Genomic DNA, 14,785 nt, shown 5'->3' on the forward strand with positions numbered 1-14,785 from the left:
ATCTCCACACACGCTTGAGTATTAGCTGTGGCGGGCGGTTTCGTCCAGTGGTCCGGCGGCCACGCCAGCTTCGGGGCCGTGCCTATACTGGAAGGAGCACCTCGTGGGGGAGCCTGTCGATGTTCGCACTGATGCAAAGCACCCGTACCCAGTCACTGCACCTGTTCAACGACCCGGCGACGGGCCTGAAAGCGGTTGTGGCGATCCACAGCGAGCAGCTGGGCCCAGCCATGGGCGGTTGCCGCTATCTGCCGTACGCCGATGACGAAAGCGCCATGACCGACGCCATTCGCCTGGCCCAAGGCATGAGCTACAAGGCGGCGCTGGCGGGCTTGCCGCTGGGTGGGGGCAAGGCGGTGATCATGCGCAACCCGCATGTGGAGAACCGCGCCGCGCTGTTCGAGGCCTTTGGCCGCTTCATCGATACCTTGCATGGGCGCTTCATCATCGCTGTGGACAGTGGCACCTCGACCCTGGACATGGACTGCATCGCCCAGAGCACCCCCCATGTGACCAGCACCACGGCCTCCGGTGACCCCTCGCCACATGCGGCGATGGGGGTGTTCGCCGGCATTCGTGCCACCACCTCGTTCCGGCTGGGCAGCGATGACCTCAGAGGGCTGCGGGTAGCGGTACAGGGGCTGGGCAATGTCGGGTATGCGCTGGCGGAGCAACTGCATGCGGTGGGCGCGGAGCTGCTGGTCAGCGACCTGGACCCAGGGCGTGTGCGCTTGGCGATGGAGCAGTTCGATGCAAAACCTGTGACCAACGATGCGTTGATCAGCACCCCTTGCGACATCTTCGCACCCTGCGGCGTGGGGCCGGTACTGAACGGGCAGAGCGTGATGCAGCTGCGCTGTGCGGCAGTGGCGGGGGCGGCCAACAACCAGCTGACTACCTTGCAGGTGGCAGACCAGTTGGAGTCCCGCGGGATACTGTATGCGCCAGACTACGTGATAAATGCTGGCGGGCTTATCTACGTGGCGCTGACCCACCGGGGCGAGGACCTGGGCACCATTACCGCGCACCTGGCGCGCATTCCTTCACGGCTGACCGAAGTATTTGGCCATGCACAGGCGGAAAAGCGTTCGCCGGCGCGGGTGGCGCAGATGCTGGCGGAGCGGTTGTTGTATGGCTGAAGGTTGATACTGGCTTTGCTGGCCTATTCGCGGGCTTGCCCGCTCCCACAGGTAGGGTGCCATTTTTTGGCTGTGCGCTGTACCTGTGGGAGCTGGCTTGCCGGCGATGAGGCCGGTGCAGGTATTTACTCTGCTGCGGGCGCTTCGAGCAGTTCGGCCAACGCATCCGGCTGGCTTTTGAACGCCCGAGCGAACACATCGCGATTCTTGGCCATGTAGATACCGGCTTCCTCGACCTGCTGCTCGGTCAGCGAGGGCACCGCTTTGTGCAGCACTTCAGCGAGGCGCTCGGCCAGTTCGAGCATCTTGTCGTGACGGTCTGCTTCGGCCTTATCCATAAACAAGCGCTCCGGGTCGCGGCTGCTGCGGTACACCACTTCGACGGCCATTCATCACCTCTATGCCTTTTTGCTGGTTGTGTTGCGATTTACTGTATCTATATACAGTAATGGCAATATTGGTTGGTTCGCAAGCAGAAATTGTAGCGTGACCAAGGGAAGCAGTACCTGTGGGAGCGGATTCACCCGCGAAGGGCCGGCCCAGGCGACCTGGCTTCTTGCCATGCCCAAAGTGCCTTGCGGCAATCGGTCGCCTTCCAAGACAGGGGCCTGGCCCTTTAACTGCATGGCACAAGCGTCACACGGGTGACGCATCATCCTTAAAGTCGTATCGGGGAATGGAACATCGTGAACATCAAATGGGCAGAAAAACTGCGCAAGGGCCTGCACGGCTCGGCCGACTCGCTGGGCAACCTGTGCGTCGAGGCGTTCCATTACCTGGCGTTGTTCGGCATTGGCGCGATCACCGCCTACGCGGCGGTGGCGACGTTCCTGGAAATGCTGGGCAAGGGCGGGATCAGCGTCGATGACATCTTGCTGCTGTTCATCTACCTGGAGCTGGGGGCGATGGTCGGTATCTACTTCAAGACCAACCACATGCCGATCCGCTTCCTGCTGTACGTGGCCATCACCGCGCTTACCCGCCTGCTGATCGGCGATGTCTCGCACCACAAGGCACCGGACGAAGGGTTGCTGTACCTGTGCGGGGGCATCCTGTTGCTGGCGTTCTCGATCCTGGTGGTGCGCTACGCCTCGTACCGCTACCCCTCGACCAAGGTGCTGGATGCCAATGGCAAGGCAGTGGAGGAGGGCAAGTAGCCCTCAGTTGGCAACGAAATGGCGCGGCTCGTGTCGGGCGTCACGGGTGAGCGCGGCCAGCACCTGCATGGGGTTCTGGCTGAGTTCAATGGCAAGGCCCAGGCGGATGCTGTCGATCACCCGTTGCAGGCGCACCGGGTCGTTGCGCTGGGCCTGGGTGATGAGGCGCTTGGCGACTACGCCGGCGTCGTCCGAGAGGGTCAGCATGATGCTGCCGTCGAGGTTGGCGATGCTCAGGTTGACCCGGTATTCGGGGGCGAATGCAGCACTGATTCGGTCGAAAGGGTTGTTCATGCCTGGGGCCCTGCTAAGAATGTCTGCAGAAGTTGACCGGGCGATGCCAGGTTGGTTCCTGCAAGGCAATTAGCCATTATCGCAACTACACTCCTTGAATCGCAGCCGCGACGCATGGCCAGTGGCCGGCAAAGGAGTGCCCGTGGTTCCCTCATCTGCAGCCCGTCAACGTGGCGCAATTGGCCTCATGGCGGTGATAACCCTGGGCCTTGCCCTGTTGTTCATGCTGGTGGTGATCGACAGCGGCCGCCTGTACCTGGAGCAGCGCAAGCTGCAGCGCATTGCCGACATGTCGGCGCTGGAGGCGGCAGGCCAGTTTGCCGTGTGCACTGGCAGCGGGCCCCAGGCCAACGCGATTGCCCGCACCGCCGCCACCCGCAACGGCCACGCGGCCAGCAACCCGCTGACCACAAGTTGCGGGTACTTGCAGACCGGCGCCAACAGCTTGCGCACCTTCACCAGTGACAACAATCGCAATGAAGCCATCCGCGTGGATGTGAGCAACACGGTGCCCACCAGTGTTGCGGCGGGGGTGTATAGCCTGGCGCAGGGCAGTGGTGTGCCGTTGACCACGACCTTGCAGGCGCACGCGGTGGCATCGTCGCCGCTGCCGCCGCAGGCGATGTTGACCATTCGGACCACGCTGGCGACCGTCGATTCGCGGCAGTCGGTTTTGCTCAATGCACTGCTCGGCGCCTTGGGCGGTTCCGTTCAGCTTGATGTAGCCGGCTGGCAAGGCATCGCCAGCACCCAACTCAATTTGCTCCACTATCTCGACCAGTTGGCCATCGACCTCAAGCTCAAGGCAGGCGACTACCAGCAATTGCTCACTGCCAACGCCACCGCTACGCAATTGCTGCAAGCGGCTGTAAAGGTGTTGCAGCAGAGCGGTGCAGCGGCAAATGTGGTGACCAACCTTGGCAAGCTGGCCCTCGGTGCCAGCAACAGTACGTTGCTGCAGCTGGGCGACTTGCTCGATATTCAGAACGGTACGGCGCAGGCCGGGCTGGACGCCAATATTCAGTTGCTGCAATTGGTGCAGGGAGTCATTCAGCTGGCGGTCAGCGAAAGTGCGGCAACGGTGGATTTACCCATAACCGTGTTAGGGCTGGTCAATGGCCGGGTGCGTCTGAAGGTGATCGAGCCTCAGCAGATTTCGGCGGTGGGCGACCCGCGCACGAATGAGTTGCGGGTGCATACCGCACAGGTGCGGGCGATGATTTCGCTAGAGTTGCCATTGCTGGATTCGGTGTTCGGGCTCGCCAACGCAGTGCTCGACCTGGTGTCGCCGCTGACCAACGTGATCAATAACCTGCTCAGCCTGAACCTGGCCAGCACGTTGCAATCGGTGCTCTGCCTGGTGGGCATACCCTGCACGGTCAGTGACATCATTCTGGTGCCAGATAAACTGTCGCTGGATATAGGGCTGGAGGTTGCCGAGGCCACCACGCGTCTCAACCCCCAATCACCCGATACGTTCAGTTGCTCACCCAAGCGTCTGACGACGCAAACCCAGAGCTCAGCGGCCAAGGTTGCAGTCGGGCGTTTTGAGTCCGCCAATGCGTTCTTCACCAATGGCACCACGGCCGTAAAGGCTTTACCGTTGGTAGACATCGGTTCCAAGCGATGCACTCGGCTTTTGATACTGCCTGCAACCTGTGAGGCCCGTATTCCCTTCGTCGGCGGCGGCCTCGGCCTGCGGGTCAACAGCAAGCTGCTGGGCAGCGGTGCCGTGGAGCGCCCGCTGATCTTCCAGGCGCCCAACAGCACCCCGCCAAACATTGGCCTTACCCCCGCTTACCAAAGCATGCAAACCGCCAACAGCAACGTGGTTGGCAGCCTCACCGACACGCTGCAAGGCATACAACTGGAAGCTTACAAACCCACCGTCAATAGCGGCCTCGGCGACGTGCTGGTTATCGTTGGCAGCGTGCTTAGCGGCGTCAAGGGCATTGTCGAGCCCCTGATCAAAAACCTGCTGAGCCCCTTGCTTGACCCCTTGGTGAACGTGCTGCTGAAAGTATTGGGCATCGACCTGGTCAACGCGGAAGTCGGCGCCAACCTCAGTTGCTCTGGCGGCCGCGCTCAGCTGGCGTTGTAGAGCGGCAACCACACCCGCAAGCATGCCCCCTCGTTGCCGTTGTGCGCTTCCAGCCGGCCGCCCATTGCTTCGACGATGCTGTGGCTGACCGACAAACCGAGGCCGGTGCCCATACCGGCGGGCTTGGTGGTGAAGAACGGTTCGAAGATGCGCTCGAGCAGGCGCGGGTCGATGCCGCCGCCGTTATCTTCCACCAGCAGGCACAGTTGCCCTTCCTCGACGCGCTGGCTCACACTGATCCGCGGCTTGGCAACCCGCCGTTCGAGCAGCGCATCACGGGCATTGACCAGCAGGTTGATCAGCACCTGTTCGAGCTGGTCCTCATGGCCCAGTACTTCCGGGCACAGGTCGGGCTCTTCGATGTGCAATGCCACGCCTTTGCCGGTCAACCCTTCCGCCAGCAACCCCAGCGCACCGTGCACTGCTACCCACGCCGCGAACACATGCTGTTCGACCTCGGAGCGGCGCCCATAGGTGCGCAGGTGCTCCACCAGGTGCGCCACGCGCTCCACCTGGGCGTCGATGCGTTGCAGCTTGCCCGTCACGTACTCGGCATCGACCTCACCGCTTTCCAGGCGCTTGAGGGTATTGACCAGCGCCAGGCGCATGGTGCTCAACGGCTGGTTGATTTCATGCACCAGGCCCGTTGCCAATTCGCCCAAGGTGGCCATCTTGGCCCCTTGCAGCAGTTGCTGCTGGCTGTGGCGTACCTCGGTATTGTCGCGCCCCACCGCCTGCACTTCCTGCAACTGGCCGTGCTCATCGAACAGGCCACGCTCGGCCCACACCCACCAGGCTGTTCTGCGCCCGGGCAGTTGCAGGCAGATTTCGGCACTGGCCAAGGGCTGCGCCGGCGTCAACCGCGCCAGGCGCTGGAGAAAGGCCGCACGTTGGCTGTCGGATAGCCACTGACCAAGGTTCATGCCCGTCAATTGTTGGGGTGCGCACTCCAGCTGTTCGGCTAGCGGGTGGTTGCCAAACAGCAGTTCGAGGTCTGGGCGGTAGCGGCAGATCATGGCCGGCGAGTCTTCTACCAGCACGCGGTAGCGCTCCTCGCTCTGGCGCACTTGCTCGGCCGCCTCGGTCGCTTCGCTGACGTCCAGCCACAGGCCGACTGCCTCGACAGGCTGGCCCAGGTCGTCACGCAGCAGGCGGGCTTCGTCCAGTATCCAGTGGTAGCGGCCAAGGTGGTCGCGCAGGCGGTAGCGGCTGCGGGCCTGGCCGTCGCGCAACAGCGTGCGGGTGCGTTCCAGCCACAACCAGCGGTCGTCGGGGTGCAGCGTCTGGCCTGGCTGGCGGGCCTGTTCGCTGTCCTGCTCCCAGCCCAGCAGTGGCGTCAGGCTGGCGCTGAAGAATTCACTGTGCAGTGCGCCTTCGGCATAGCGCTGGACGTAAATCACTGCGGGCGAGCTGGCGATCAGGTTTTCCAGCCGCGCGCGTGCGGCGCCGGCCTGCAGCTCCTGGGCCTTCAGCGCGCTGATATCGAGCAGAAATCCTTGGACCTGACGGCCTTGCAACTGGCCTACCCACTGCAGCCAGCGCGGGCTTGCCAGGCTGTTGGCTGGCAGAAGGCGCAGGCTCAGGTTCAAGGCGATGCCTTCGCGCAGTTGCTCCAGCGCCATGCGTGCGGCTTCGCGGTCGGCCGGGTGCAAGCGCCCCAACCATTGCTCGGCGGTGGCTTCCGGCGGTACGCCCAGGCGCAAGGCCAGGGCCGGGTCAAACTGCAGCGGCCCCTGCAGGGGCCATGACCACCAGCCAGCGCCCAGCTGCTGTTGCAGTTCATCCAGGTGGCGTGAGCGTTGCCGCAACTGCTGCTGACGCAGGCGAGTGAGCAGGGGCTCGATCAGCGCCTGCAGCAAGGCAGCGACCGTTTCGCTGGTCGGCGGCCGTGGCGCGCCCGCGCACAGCAACCAGGCCTGCACGGTATGGCCGTGCAGGTAGGGCACGGCCAACAATGGCAAACCGGCGCACGATGGCTGCAACAGCGGGTTTCCAGCAGCTATTTCGCGGCCCCGAGGCGGTAGTGTTTGCAGCCAGGGGCGCAAGCGCTCGTCCTCGGCCCAGGGCCAGTCGTTGTCGCTGCAGGTGTAGGTGTACCAGCCGCTATCGCCCGGCAGCATCAGGCGCACAGAGCCGGCATGCCAGTGCTCGGCCAGTTGCTGCAGTTGTTCGGTGGCTGTCAGCAGCAGGCGTTCTTCGTCGCAGTCGCGCAGGCTGCGGCCAAGCTCCGTTGCCAGCTTCTGCTGGGTGAGGCGATGGCCGTGCTGCTCGCGTTCGCCCAGCAGGTCACCGATATCGAACACCTGCAGCAGCCAGCCATCGGCCTGTCGCTGAAGCCAGCCACGGGTGTGCAGGGCAGGGCCGTGCACGGTCGCAAAATCAAGGTCCAGCGGTTGCCCCTGCCAGTCGGCGGGGGGGCCTTCAAGTACCAGCCAGCTTTGCTGTTGCAGGTAGTCATGCACACGCGGGGCGCTGTGTGAATTTGCAGGCAGCACCGTGCGCAGGGGCCCGGCCAGGCGCAGCACATGCCCCTGGTCATCCAGCCAGAGTTGCAGGCCCACCGCTTGCGGGGCCGGCTCGGCCTGCGCGGTGGCCGGGCCGCCCAGCCAGCGATCGAAAAGGCCGCTCATAGCTGCAAGCTCGCTTCGGCCCGCAGGCGATCGGGCAGGCGCGGCACTTCACCGATCAGCGGCAGGACGAGCATTGGCAGCACGTTGGTCAGTTTCGTTTTGGGGTAATTGATGGTCACGGTCAGCAATTTGTTGGCGCCCAGGGTTACCTGCGCGTCACTGGCGGGCTGGAAGTTGAACGCGGCGGGCATCCACTGCAACTGTTGGCCGATGACCTGGTGGGCCAGGTTCTGCACATCGGTGGTGTAGCTGGCGCTGTTCGGGTCCAGGGCCACGCAGCGCCGCACGGCTTCGGCGCTGGCCTGGTTGAATGACTGCAGCATCAGCATGGGCAAGGTGTAGCTGACCAGGCCGTAGAACACCGCGAAAAAAATCATGAATACGGCCGCGAACTCAATGGCCGCTGCGCCGTTTTGCCGTTTTGCCGGGCCTGCTTTCATGATTGCGTCTACCCTGACCATGAATCCTGAGTAACAGCATAGAACCGATCGACGAACAGGGATGGCCAATTGCCTATACACAGCCTTGCAGTGCTTGTCTGGCTTGCGTTGTGCGCCGGTCAGGATGCCCGGGAGCGGCAGATTTCCAATGTCCTTACGCTCGGTGTTGCCGCCTGTGCGCTGGCCTGGTTGCTGGCCACCGGGCACAGCTGGCTAGGTGCCAAGGGCAGCGATGCGGCACTGGCTTTCGTCATCGTTTTGCTACTGACGCTGCCTGGCTACATGCTCGGCCAGTTCGGGGCTGGGGACGTCAAGCTGCTTGGCGCGCTGGCGCTGGCTACCAGCGTGGACCACGTTCTCGGTACCTTCATTGGTGCCGGAGTGGCACTGGTGGCATGGCAGATGATGCGGCGCAGGGCACGCCAGCCGGGGGAGAAGAGGCCGTTTGCGCCTTTTTTGCTGGCCGGTTTTGCCGTTTCGCTTGCCTGGCTTTGAGTATCGCGTCGCCTGTTAGATCGAGCGCCGCGCGGGCGGCGCTCGATCTCCCAAGCGACGCAAAAATACCCGCGAACTAATTATTCCGCTCTGTCATCTTGGTCCAGCGGTAGAAGTCGGGGATTTCGTACTTGTACGTATCCAGCCAGCGCTGCATGGACTGGTCACGCTCCCGCGCGGTTTGCACCTGCAGGCGCGTGGATGCCTGCTCGCCGCTGGACTGCACGCGCAACAGCCGTTCGGTGGCCGTCTCATCCGCAGCGGCATGGCGCGGGTATTCCTCGGCCATCAACGTCGCGCTGCCTAAGCAGCAGGCCAGTAGCATCACGTACCTGATCATGATCACCTCCGCGTATCAATTGACCATCATGTCCGGGGCCCTGGCCGATGCAATGGGGCCTCGGCCGCCGGCCTTGATCTTGCCGGCCCGCGCCTGGGCTTCGGCAAATTGCCCGGCTTTGAGCTGCAGCCGGCCGACCAGGTCGGTGGCCTGCTGCCAGTTGTCCTGCACCAGCGCCAAGGTCACCAGGTTGACCGCAGACAGCGTGTTGTCGTCCTTCAGTTCGATTGCCGTCAGCAACTCGAAGCGCGCCTGGTCATAGCGCCCCAGGTTCATCAGCACCACGCCAAGGTCGTTGCGCACCCGCTCGTCGGTAGGCGCGAGCCGTACGGCGCGTTGCAGGTTTTGCAGGGCCTGTACGTCGTCACCGCGGGCCGATGCCAGTTGGCCCAGGCCGTGCTCGCCTTCGGCAGCCAGGCAACCGCCGAGCAGGCTGCGGTACAAGGGCTCGGCCTCGCTGAGGCCAAGCAGCCGTGACACCTTGGCCTTGCGCAGGCGCACCTGGTCGAAGGTGTCCGGCAGTTGCTGCAGGTGGGCAAGGCTGGCGTGCGGGCGCCCGTCGTTGAGCATTTCGTCTGCCAGGTTCAGTGCCAGTTGCTGGTCGGCGTCCGGCTTGCTGCAACTGGCGGTGGCGAACAACTGGCGCAGGCCTTCGGGCTGTTGCCCGGCGCATCCGGTCAGCAACACCAGGCTTGCGCACAACAGGATTGTCTTCATCAATCAGTCCTCATGGGCTCAACGCCCGCGCCAATGCAGAAAAGCCTGGCCCGGCAAGGACAATGAGCAAGGCCGGAAACAGGAACACCATCATCACTGCCGACATCTTTGCCGACATCATCGATACCCGTTCTTGCAGACGGGTCAGGCGACGGTCGTCGAGCAGCGCCTTCAGTGCCTGCAACGACTTCATCGCGCCGCTGCCTTGTGTCAGCAACTGGCGCAGGATCACGCAGGTATCGGTGAACTCATCCACAGCCAGCAACCGGGCGACCTTTTCCAGTTCCGGGCCGAGCGCCATGCCCGAATCCACCCGCTGCAGCACCTGGCGCAGCTCTGCGCTGATGTGCGGGATCAGCGTCCGGCCTTCGTGGCTCAGCACGCGCAGTGCCTGTTCAACGGCCAGGCCGGTCTCGAAGAGAATCCGCAGCAAGGGGATCATCAGGCTGACCTCTTCTGCGATGCGCCGCTGGCGACGGGCCGCAGCCACGGCCAGCAGGCGTTTGGGCAACAGGTAACCGACGCCCAGTGCGCACAATGGCCAGACCATCCAGCCGGCCGCGGCGCTGCCCTTGAACCCCTGTTGCAACAACAGCGTCAGCGCCACGGCCAGCAGCGGCAGGCCCAGCTGAACAGCGGCAAACAGGGCGCGCTGGCGGCTGCGGCGCCAGCCGATCCGCTCAAGCAGGGCCTGGCTTTCGCCGTCGAATTTCTGTAGCCGCTGCCCCCACACGCTGTTGCCCAGCCACTGCAGCCAGTCGCCCAGGCGTTCGTCGCGGGTCAGTCGCCCTTGCAGACGTCGGGTCACCAGTACCCGCGCTCGCCATTGGCGAATAACCTGTAGACCAAACAGGCTGGCGGCGATGAACAGGCACAGGGCGCAGATCAGCAAGGCCATGGTCACAGGCTCCTCATCATTCGCCACAGCACCAGGCAACCGAGCACCTGCAGGGCAAAGGCAAGCAACAGCATCATCTGGCCGCTGCTGTCGCGCCACATGGCCAACAGGTAATGCGGGTTGGCCATCATGAAGTAGCCGACCATGGCCAGCGGCAACGACCCGAGAATGATCGCGGTAATGCGGGTTTCGCCGGTCATCGCCTTGAGCTGACGCGCCCCTTGTTCACGCTCGCGGATCAGCTTGATCAGGTTTTCCATCAGTTCGCTGGCATTGCCGCCGTAGCGCTGGTTGATGCGCAAGCCGAGGGCGAACAGCCGCAGTTCGTCCTGCTGGTGCAGTTCGGCCAGCTCGCTCACGGCATCCTCCAGCGCCACGCCCAACTGTACGTTGCGCCGCACCCGCGCCATGGCGGAGCGCAGGGGGTCGCGGCTGCTGTCGATACCGCCCAGCACCGCGTCGTTGAGGGTGCGGCCGGCCTTTAGGCTGCGAACGCTGTAGTCCAGCAGGCTGGGCAACTGGTCGACGATTTGCCGCATCCGCCGGCGGCTTTGCCAGCTCAGGATCAGGTACGCCAGGGTCGGCAGGCCGACCAGCAGCATCAAGGCGGCCACCCAGCCGGCAACGATCAGCGCCAGCAGCACCACGGCCAGCCACGCCAGCAACCAGCGTTGTGGCTCAAAGTCGATAGCCCCCAAACCGGCGCGTTGCAGCAGGGCGTCGAGCCATTCGCGCCGGGCGGTGCCATTGCGCACAATGCTGAACGCCCGCCCCAGGCGTTGCAGGATGCGCTCTTCTTGCCGCTTGTACAGGCCACGGCGCAGCAGCAGCAAGGCCACGCCCAGCAACAGCGGGGACAGTGCCAGCAGCACGGGGCCGGTCACAGCAGGCCCTCTGCGTGCAGCTTGCTGCCTGCCGGGTTGGGGGCTTCGCGCAGAAAGGTATCGCCGCCACGACGATCGAGGCGGAACAGGGTGTTGGTCACGTACACCTCATCGCGCACGCCGACCACTTCCAGCACCTCGCTGACGCAGCGTCGGCCATCGGGCAGGCGGGTCAGCTGGATCACCACATCCAGCGCCGCGCAAACCATTTGCCGCATGGTCTTTTCGGCAATCTGCCGGCCGCTCAGGCCGACCAGGGTTTCCAGGCGCAGCAGCGCATCCTGGGCGGTGTTGGCGTGCACCGTGCTCATCGAGCCATCGTGGCCGGTGTTCATTGCGGTGAGCACGTCGAGCACTTCGCTGCCGCGTATCTCACCCAGGATGATGCGGTCGGGCCGCATGCGCAGGGCGTTGCGGATCAGTTCGCTGGCTTTGACTTCGCCATGCCCTTCGGCATTCGGCGGGCGGGTTTCCAGGCGCACCACGTGGGGATGGTGCAAATTCAGTTCGGCGACGTCTTCGATGGTCACCAGGCGTTCGCGGGGCGCGATCATCTGGCTGAGGATGTTCAGCAGGGTGGTCTTGCCGGTGCCGGTACCGCCGCTGACCAGAATGTTGCAACGTTTGCCCACGGCGCGCTCGAAGAAGTCGAAGATGTGCTGGTCGATGGCGCGGGTGGCCAGCAGGTCGGCACTCTTGAGCATGTCCTGGCGGAACTTGCGGATCGACAGGCACGGGCCGTCCAGTGCCACAGGCGGAATGATCGCATTCACCCGGCTGCCATCGGGCATGCGCGCGTCGACCATTGGCGAGGATTCATCCAGGCGCCGGCCAAGCGGGGCGAGGATGCGCTGCATCACCCGCTCCACATGGTGGGCGTCGATAAAGCGCAGGTCGGTTTGCTGCAACAGGCCCGCCCGTTCGACGAACACCCGGTGCGGCCCGTTGACCAGGATTTCCGTGACGGTGGGGTCACGCAGCAACACTTCCAGCGGGCCGAAACCGGTCAGCTCATCCACCAGCTCTTCGGCCAGGCGCTCCATTTCGTAGCGCGACATGGCCAGGCGTAGCCGCGCGACGTAGTCGCCCACCTGCTCCAGCACGAACTGGGTCAGCGCTGGACGGGCGCCTTCGAGCAGGTTGCGGCCGCTGTCCTCGATGGCGTCGATGGCAAAGCGGTGCAGTGCACGCTTTAGCGCGTAGGGGTCGCCGGAGGCGTGTTGCGGGCCACCAAAGGGTTGGTCATTGCTCATTTGCTCCCCCAAAGCCGACGCAGCCAGGTGAAGGCGGGTGGTGCGAGGTTTTCCGAGCGCCGTGCCAGGCGTTCGCCCAGGCTGCGCAGGGCTTGAGTGAGGTTTTCACGCGGGGCCAGTTCGAACAGGCTCAGGCCTTGGTTTTTCACGTTCAGGCGCACTTCCGGGCTGTAGGGGATGGCCTTGAGCAAGGGCAGCCCGTAGCGTTTGGCCAGGGTATCGGCGTCGGGTGCAACGTTGTTCAGATAACGGTCCACCAACAGGCTGGCGTGCTCCAGTTTCATGCCGTGGTCACGCCACAGGTCGAGCACTTCAAGGTTGCGCCGGCAGTCGAGGATGTTCTGGTCGGTGTAGACGATCAGTTTGTCGCAATGGCTCACCAACGTGCGCAGGGCTTCGCTGTCGGCATGCCCGGTCAGGTTCACGACGATGTGCTGGAAATGCTGGCGCAGGGCGCTCAACAGCATGTACAGCTCGGCGGCGCTGGTCTGCTGCAGCGGGTCGTCGGCCTCGGCGTAGGTCAGCAGGCGCAAGCCTTTCTTGTCGCGCGTGAATGCGCTGTCGATCAGTGTGGTGTCGAGGCGGCGCAAGTGGCGCAGGGCGTCGCCGAAGAAGAACGACGCTTCCAGGCCGAGCAGTGCCAGGCTGTCGCCACGCGGCAGGCCCAGGTCCAGCAACAGGGTTTGCTGGCCGCTCTCCTGCACCACCCGGGCCAGGTGGGTAGTGAGCAATGCCCCGTCGGCACTGCTTTGTACGCCGAACAGCACCGTCAGCCCGCCGAGGGCGGGGTTGCTGGCCACCGCCGGCATGCGCTTGCCCAGGCGGCGCACCAGCCCGGCCACTTCGCTTGCGCGCGAGCCATAGGCGACGAAGTCGCGGGCGCCAGCGCGCATGGCGTGCAGCACCAGTTGGTTGTCCATGCCATCGCCGAGGGCGACGATCGCCAGCATCGGCTTGGCCTCCAGCACCCCTTCGATCAAGGCGCACTGGCTGACCAGTTGTTCGCGGTCCAGGCCGATGAACATCAGGTTGCTGAAGGTGGCGTTGACCAGCGCCAGCAGCTCGTCGAGGCTGCCGGCGCTGGCACCGATCACCTGGCCTTGCGGCGCCAGTGCGCCTTGCAGCCAGTGCAGGTCCTCCTCGTTGCGGGTGATGGCGAGGAAGGTGGGGTTCAGGCTCTCGTTCATTGGGATAACCCGCCTTGGCCATCGAAGTTGCCGTTCTCCAGGAAGAACAGGCGCCCCCAGCTGGGGTCGTAGGTGCGCAGGTTCTCGCCCGGCAGTTGCGGCAGCCGGGCGTTGGCGGCCAGCGGCTGGACCAGGTGCGGGGTAACGATCATCAGCAGTTCGGTTTCTTCGCGGCGCATGGCCGAGTTGCGGAAGAACGCGCCCAGTACCGGCAGGCTACCCAGGCCAGGCAGGCGGTCTACGGCGGAACGGGTGTTGTTGCTGACCAGGCCGCTGATGATGAAGCTCTCGCCATCGGCCAGGGCAATGCTGGTGTCGGTGCGCCTTACCGTCAAACCCGGCACCTGCGTGCCGGCGATGGTCACCACGTTGCTGTAGTCCAGCTCGCTGACTTCCGGCGCCACCTTGAGGGTGATCCTGCCCTGGCTGATGACGGTTGGTGTCAGCGCCAGGCGTACGCCAAATTCCTTGTATTCGATCGACACGTTGTCGCTGCCCGCGCTGGGCACCGGGATCGGGATTTCGCCGCCCGCCAGGAAGCTCGCAGTCTGGCCGCTGAGCACGGTCAGGCTGGGGCGCGCCAGGGTGTAGGCGAAGCCGCTGTTTTCCAGGGCGTTGATCATGGCCAGGAAGCGGCTGCTGCCGCCGCCCCAGACGATGTTGAAGACGGTGTCGTCGAGGGGGATCGACGGGGTTACGTTGGGGACCGAACCGGGGCTGACGGACGTGCCGGGCACGGTGCCCGGCGAGCCGATCAGGCTATTGTTGGAGCCTTTGAAGAACAACCGTGCACCGGCCTCCTTGTATTTGGTGCGGCGTACTTCCACGAAGCGGATGTCGGCCTGCACCTGGCTTATCAGTTGCGCATCCTGCGACGGCAAAAAACTGTCTTCGGCCATGTCGGCACTGGCCCGGCCTTTGACGAATACCATGGCCCGGTGCGGTGACGGGGCGCATGCCGTCCACAGCATCAGGGTGGTGTTGCCTTGGCCCACCGCGGTAATTACCACGCCGCGCTCGCCGCTGGCCTGCACATCGGCCACCTTCGGCTCACCCACGGCAACCCGGCTGATCGCCAGCGGCAGGCGTAGTTCCTGCTGCAGGCCCTGGTCTATCTCGATGACCGACGGCAGCTGACTGATCGCTTCGCAGCCTTTGCCCGCCGCCTGCGCCTGGGGCAACAGCGCGGCCAGCAGCCCGGTACAACATGCTTGTCTCAAAAAGGAACTACGCATCGCTGCATCCTTGCC

Annotated in this window: 15 protein-coding genes; 4 read left to right on the forward strand and 11 right to left on the reverse strand. The window is 64.2% G+C overall.

Annotation, left to right across the window (positions count from 1 at the left end; all coding sequences use genetic code 11):
- The first annotated feature begins 119 nt into the window (after nt 1-119).
- Nucleotides 120-1,139 (forward strand): Leu/Phe/Val dehydrogenase, encoded by a 1,020-nt coding sequence (locus PP4_RS03805; RefSeq protein ID WP_016497958.1) that lies wholly within the window; start codon nt 120-122, stop codon nt 1,137-1,139.
- Nucleotides 1,140-1,264: 125 nt separating this feature from the next.
- On the opposite strand, the gene PP4_RS03810 is transcribed toward PP4_RS03805, so the two are convergent.
- Entirely contained in the window at nt 1,265-1,528 is a 264-nt protein-coding gene (locus tag PP4_RS03810) for a YebG family protein (protein WP_016497959.1), read from the reverse strand.
- 297 nt (nt 1,529-1,825) lie between these two features.
- On the opposite strand from PP4_RS03810, the gene PP4_RS03815 reads away from it, so the two are divergent.
- Nucleotides 1,826-2,296 (forward strand): phosphate-starvation-inducible protein PsiE, encoded by a 471-nt coding sequence (locus PP4_RS03815; protein ID WP_016497960.1) that lies wholly within the window; start codon nt 1,826-1,828, stop codon nt 2,294-2,296.
- 3 nt (nt 2,297-2,299) lie between these two features.
- On the opposite strand, the gene PP4_RS03820 is transcribed toward PP4_RS03815, so the two are convergent.
- Complete coding sequence (locus PP4_RS03820; protein ID WP_016489056.1) at nt 2,300-2,590, reverse strand: DUF3509 domain-containing protein; 291 nt, start codon at nt 2,588-2,590, stop codon at nt 2,300-2,302.
- 142 nt (nt 2,591-2,732) lie between these two features.
- Here PP4_RS03820 and PP4_RS03825 point away from each other — a divergent pair, with 142 nt between their 5' ends.
- A complete protein-coding gene (locus tag PP4_RS03825) occupies nt 2,733-4,691 on the forward strand; it encodes a pilus assembly protein TadG-related protein (RefSeq protein WP_041167553.1) in 1,959 nt (652 codons plus the stop codon).
- On the opposite strand, the gene PP4_RS03830 is transcribed toward PP4_RS03825, so the two are convergent.
- Both PP4_RS03830 and PP4_RS03835 read right to left on the reverse strand, forming a co-directional pair.
- Nucleotides 4,676-7,321, reverse strand: coding sequence for a PAS domain-containing sensor histidine kinase (locus PP4_RS03830; RefSeq protein WP_016497962.1), 2,646 nt, complete (start codon nt 7,319-7,321; stop codon nt 4,676-4,678). The genes PP4_RS03825 and PP4_RS03830 overlap by 16 nt on opposite strands.
- On the reverse strand, nt 7,318-7,761 hold the full coding sequence (locus PP4_RS03835; RefSeq protein WP_041167554.1) for a TadE/TadG family type IV pilus assembly protein: 444 nt from the start codon (nt 7,759-7,761) through the stop codon (nt 7,318-7,320). Before PP4_RS03835 ends, PP4_RS03830 begins: the two co-directional genes overlap by 4 nt.
- A 75-nt stretch (nt 7,762-7,836) precedes the next feature.
- On the opposite strand from PP4_RS03835, the gene PP4_RS03840 reads away from it, so the two are divergent.
- Nucleotides 7,837-8,256 (forward strand): prepilin peptidase, encoded by a 420-nt coding sequence (locus tag PP4_RS03840; RefSeq protein ID WP_041167959.1) that lies wholly within the window; start codon nt 7,837-7,839, stop codon nt 8,254-8,256.
- A 76-nt stretch (nt 8,257-8,332) separates the two neighbouring features.
- On the opposite strand, the gene PP4_RS03845 is transcribed toward PP4_RS03840, so the two are convergent.
- From PP4_RS03845 to PP4_RS03875, 7 genes are read right to left on the reverse strand one after another with little or no spacing between them, the layout of a single operon-like run.
- Nucleotides 8,333-8,596: a DUF3613 domain-containing protein gene (locus PP4_RS03845; RefSeq protein ID WP_041167555.1), complete on the reverse strand. Its 264-nt coding sequence runs from the start codon at nt 8,594-8,596 to the stop codon at nt 8,333-8,335.
- Nucleotides 8,597-8,611: 15 nt separating this feature from the next.
- Entirely contained in the window at nt 8,612-9,313 is a 702-nt protein-coding gene (locus tag PP4_RS03850; RefSeq protein WP_016497966.1) for a tetratricopeptide repeat protein, read from the reverse strand.
- A 10-nt stretch (nt 9,314-9,323) separates the two neighbouring features.
- Nucleotides 9,324-10,211 carry a type II secretion system F family protein gene (locus PP4_RS03855; RefSeq protein ID WP_016497967.1) on the reverse strand — a complete coding sequence of 296 codons (888 nt, stop codon included), beginning with the start codon at nt 10,209-10,211 and terminating at the stop codon, nt 9,324-9,326.
- A 2-nt stretch (nt 10,212-10,213) separates the two neighbouring features.
- Entirely contained in the window at nt 10,214-11,095 is an 882-nt protein-coding gene (locus PP4_RS03860) for a type II secretion system F family protein (protein WP_016497968.1), read from the reverse strand.
- Nucleotides 11,092-12,348, reverse strand: coding sequence for a CpaF family protein (locus tag PP4_RS03865; protein ID WP_016497969.1), 1,257 nt, complete (start codon nt 12,346-12,348; stop codon nt 11,092-11,094). Before PP4_RS03865 ends, PP4_RS03860 begins: the two co-directional genes overlap by 4 nt.
- Entirely contained in the window at nt 12,345-13,535 is a 1,191-nt protein-coding gene (locus PP4_RS03870; protein WP_016497970.1) for a hypothetical protein, read from the reverse strand. Before PP4_RS03870 ends, PP4_RS03865 begins: the two co-directional genes overlap by 4 nt.
- Nucleotides 13,532-14,770: a type II and III secretion system protein family protein gene (locus PP4_RS03875; RefSeq protein ID WP_016497971.1), complete on the reverse strand. Its 1,239-nt coding sequence runs from the start codon at nt 14,768-14,770 to the stop codon at nt 13,532-13,534. Before PP4_RS03875 ends, PP4_RS03870 begins: the two co-directional genes overlap by 4 nt.
- Nucleotides 14,771-14,785 lie beyond the last annotated feature (15 nt).

It is taken from the genome of Pseudomonas putida NBRC 14164 (assembly GCF_000412675.1).
GTDB classification, from domain to species: Bacteria; Pseudomonadota; Gammaproteobacteria; order Pseudomonadales; family Pseudomonadaceae; genus Aquipseudomonas; species Aquipseudomonas putida.

Coding starts and splice junctions, on each gene's coding strand:
- PP4_RS03870 (WP_016497970.1), bottom strand. CDS start 13,535: ATGAACGAGAGCCTGAACCCCACCTTCCTCGCCATCACCCGCAACGAG.
- PP4_RS03835 (WP_041167554.1), bottom strand. CDS start 7,761: ATGAAAGCAGGCCCGGCAAAACGGCAAAACGGCGCAGCGGCCATTGAG.
- PP4_RS03875 (WP_016497971.1), bottom strand. CDS start 14,770: ATGCGTAGTTCCTTTTTGAGACAAGCATGTTGTACCGGGCTGCTGGCC.
- PP4_RS03845 (WP_041167555.1), bottom strand. CDS start 8,596: ATGATCAGGTACGTGATGCTACTGGCCTGCTGCTTAGGCAGCGCGACG.
- PP4_RS03855 (WP_016497967.1), bottom strand. CDS start 10,211: ATGGCCTTGCTGATCTGCGCCCTGTGCCTGTTCATCGCCGCCAGCCTG.
- PP4_RS03830 (WP_016497962.1), bottom strand. CDS start 7,321: ATGAGCGGCCTTTTCGATCGCTGGCTGGGCGGCCCGGCCACCGCGCAG.
- PP4_RS03810 (WP_016497959.1), bottom strand. CDS start 1,528: ATGGCCGTCGAAGTGGTGTACCGCAGCAGCCGCGACCCGGAGCGCTTG.
- PP4_RS03805 (WP_016497958.1), top strand. CDS start 120: ATGTTCGCACTGATGCAAAGCACCCGTACCCAGTCACTGCACCTGTTC.
- PP4_RS03850 (WP_016497966.1), bottom strand. CDS start 9,313: ATGAAGACAATCCTGTTGTGCGCAAGCCTGGTGTTGCTGACCGGATGC.
- PP4_RS03820 (WP_016489056.1), bottom strand. CDS start 2,590: ATGAACAACCCTTTCGACCGAATCAGTGCTGCATTCGCCCCCGAATAC.
- PP4_RS03865 (WP_016497969.1), bottom strand. CDS start 12,348: ATGAGCAATGACCAACCCTTTGGTGGCCCGCAACACGCCTCCGGCGAC.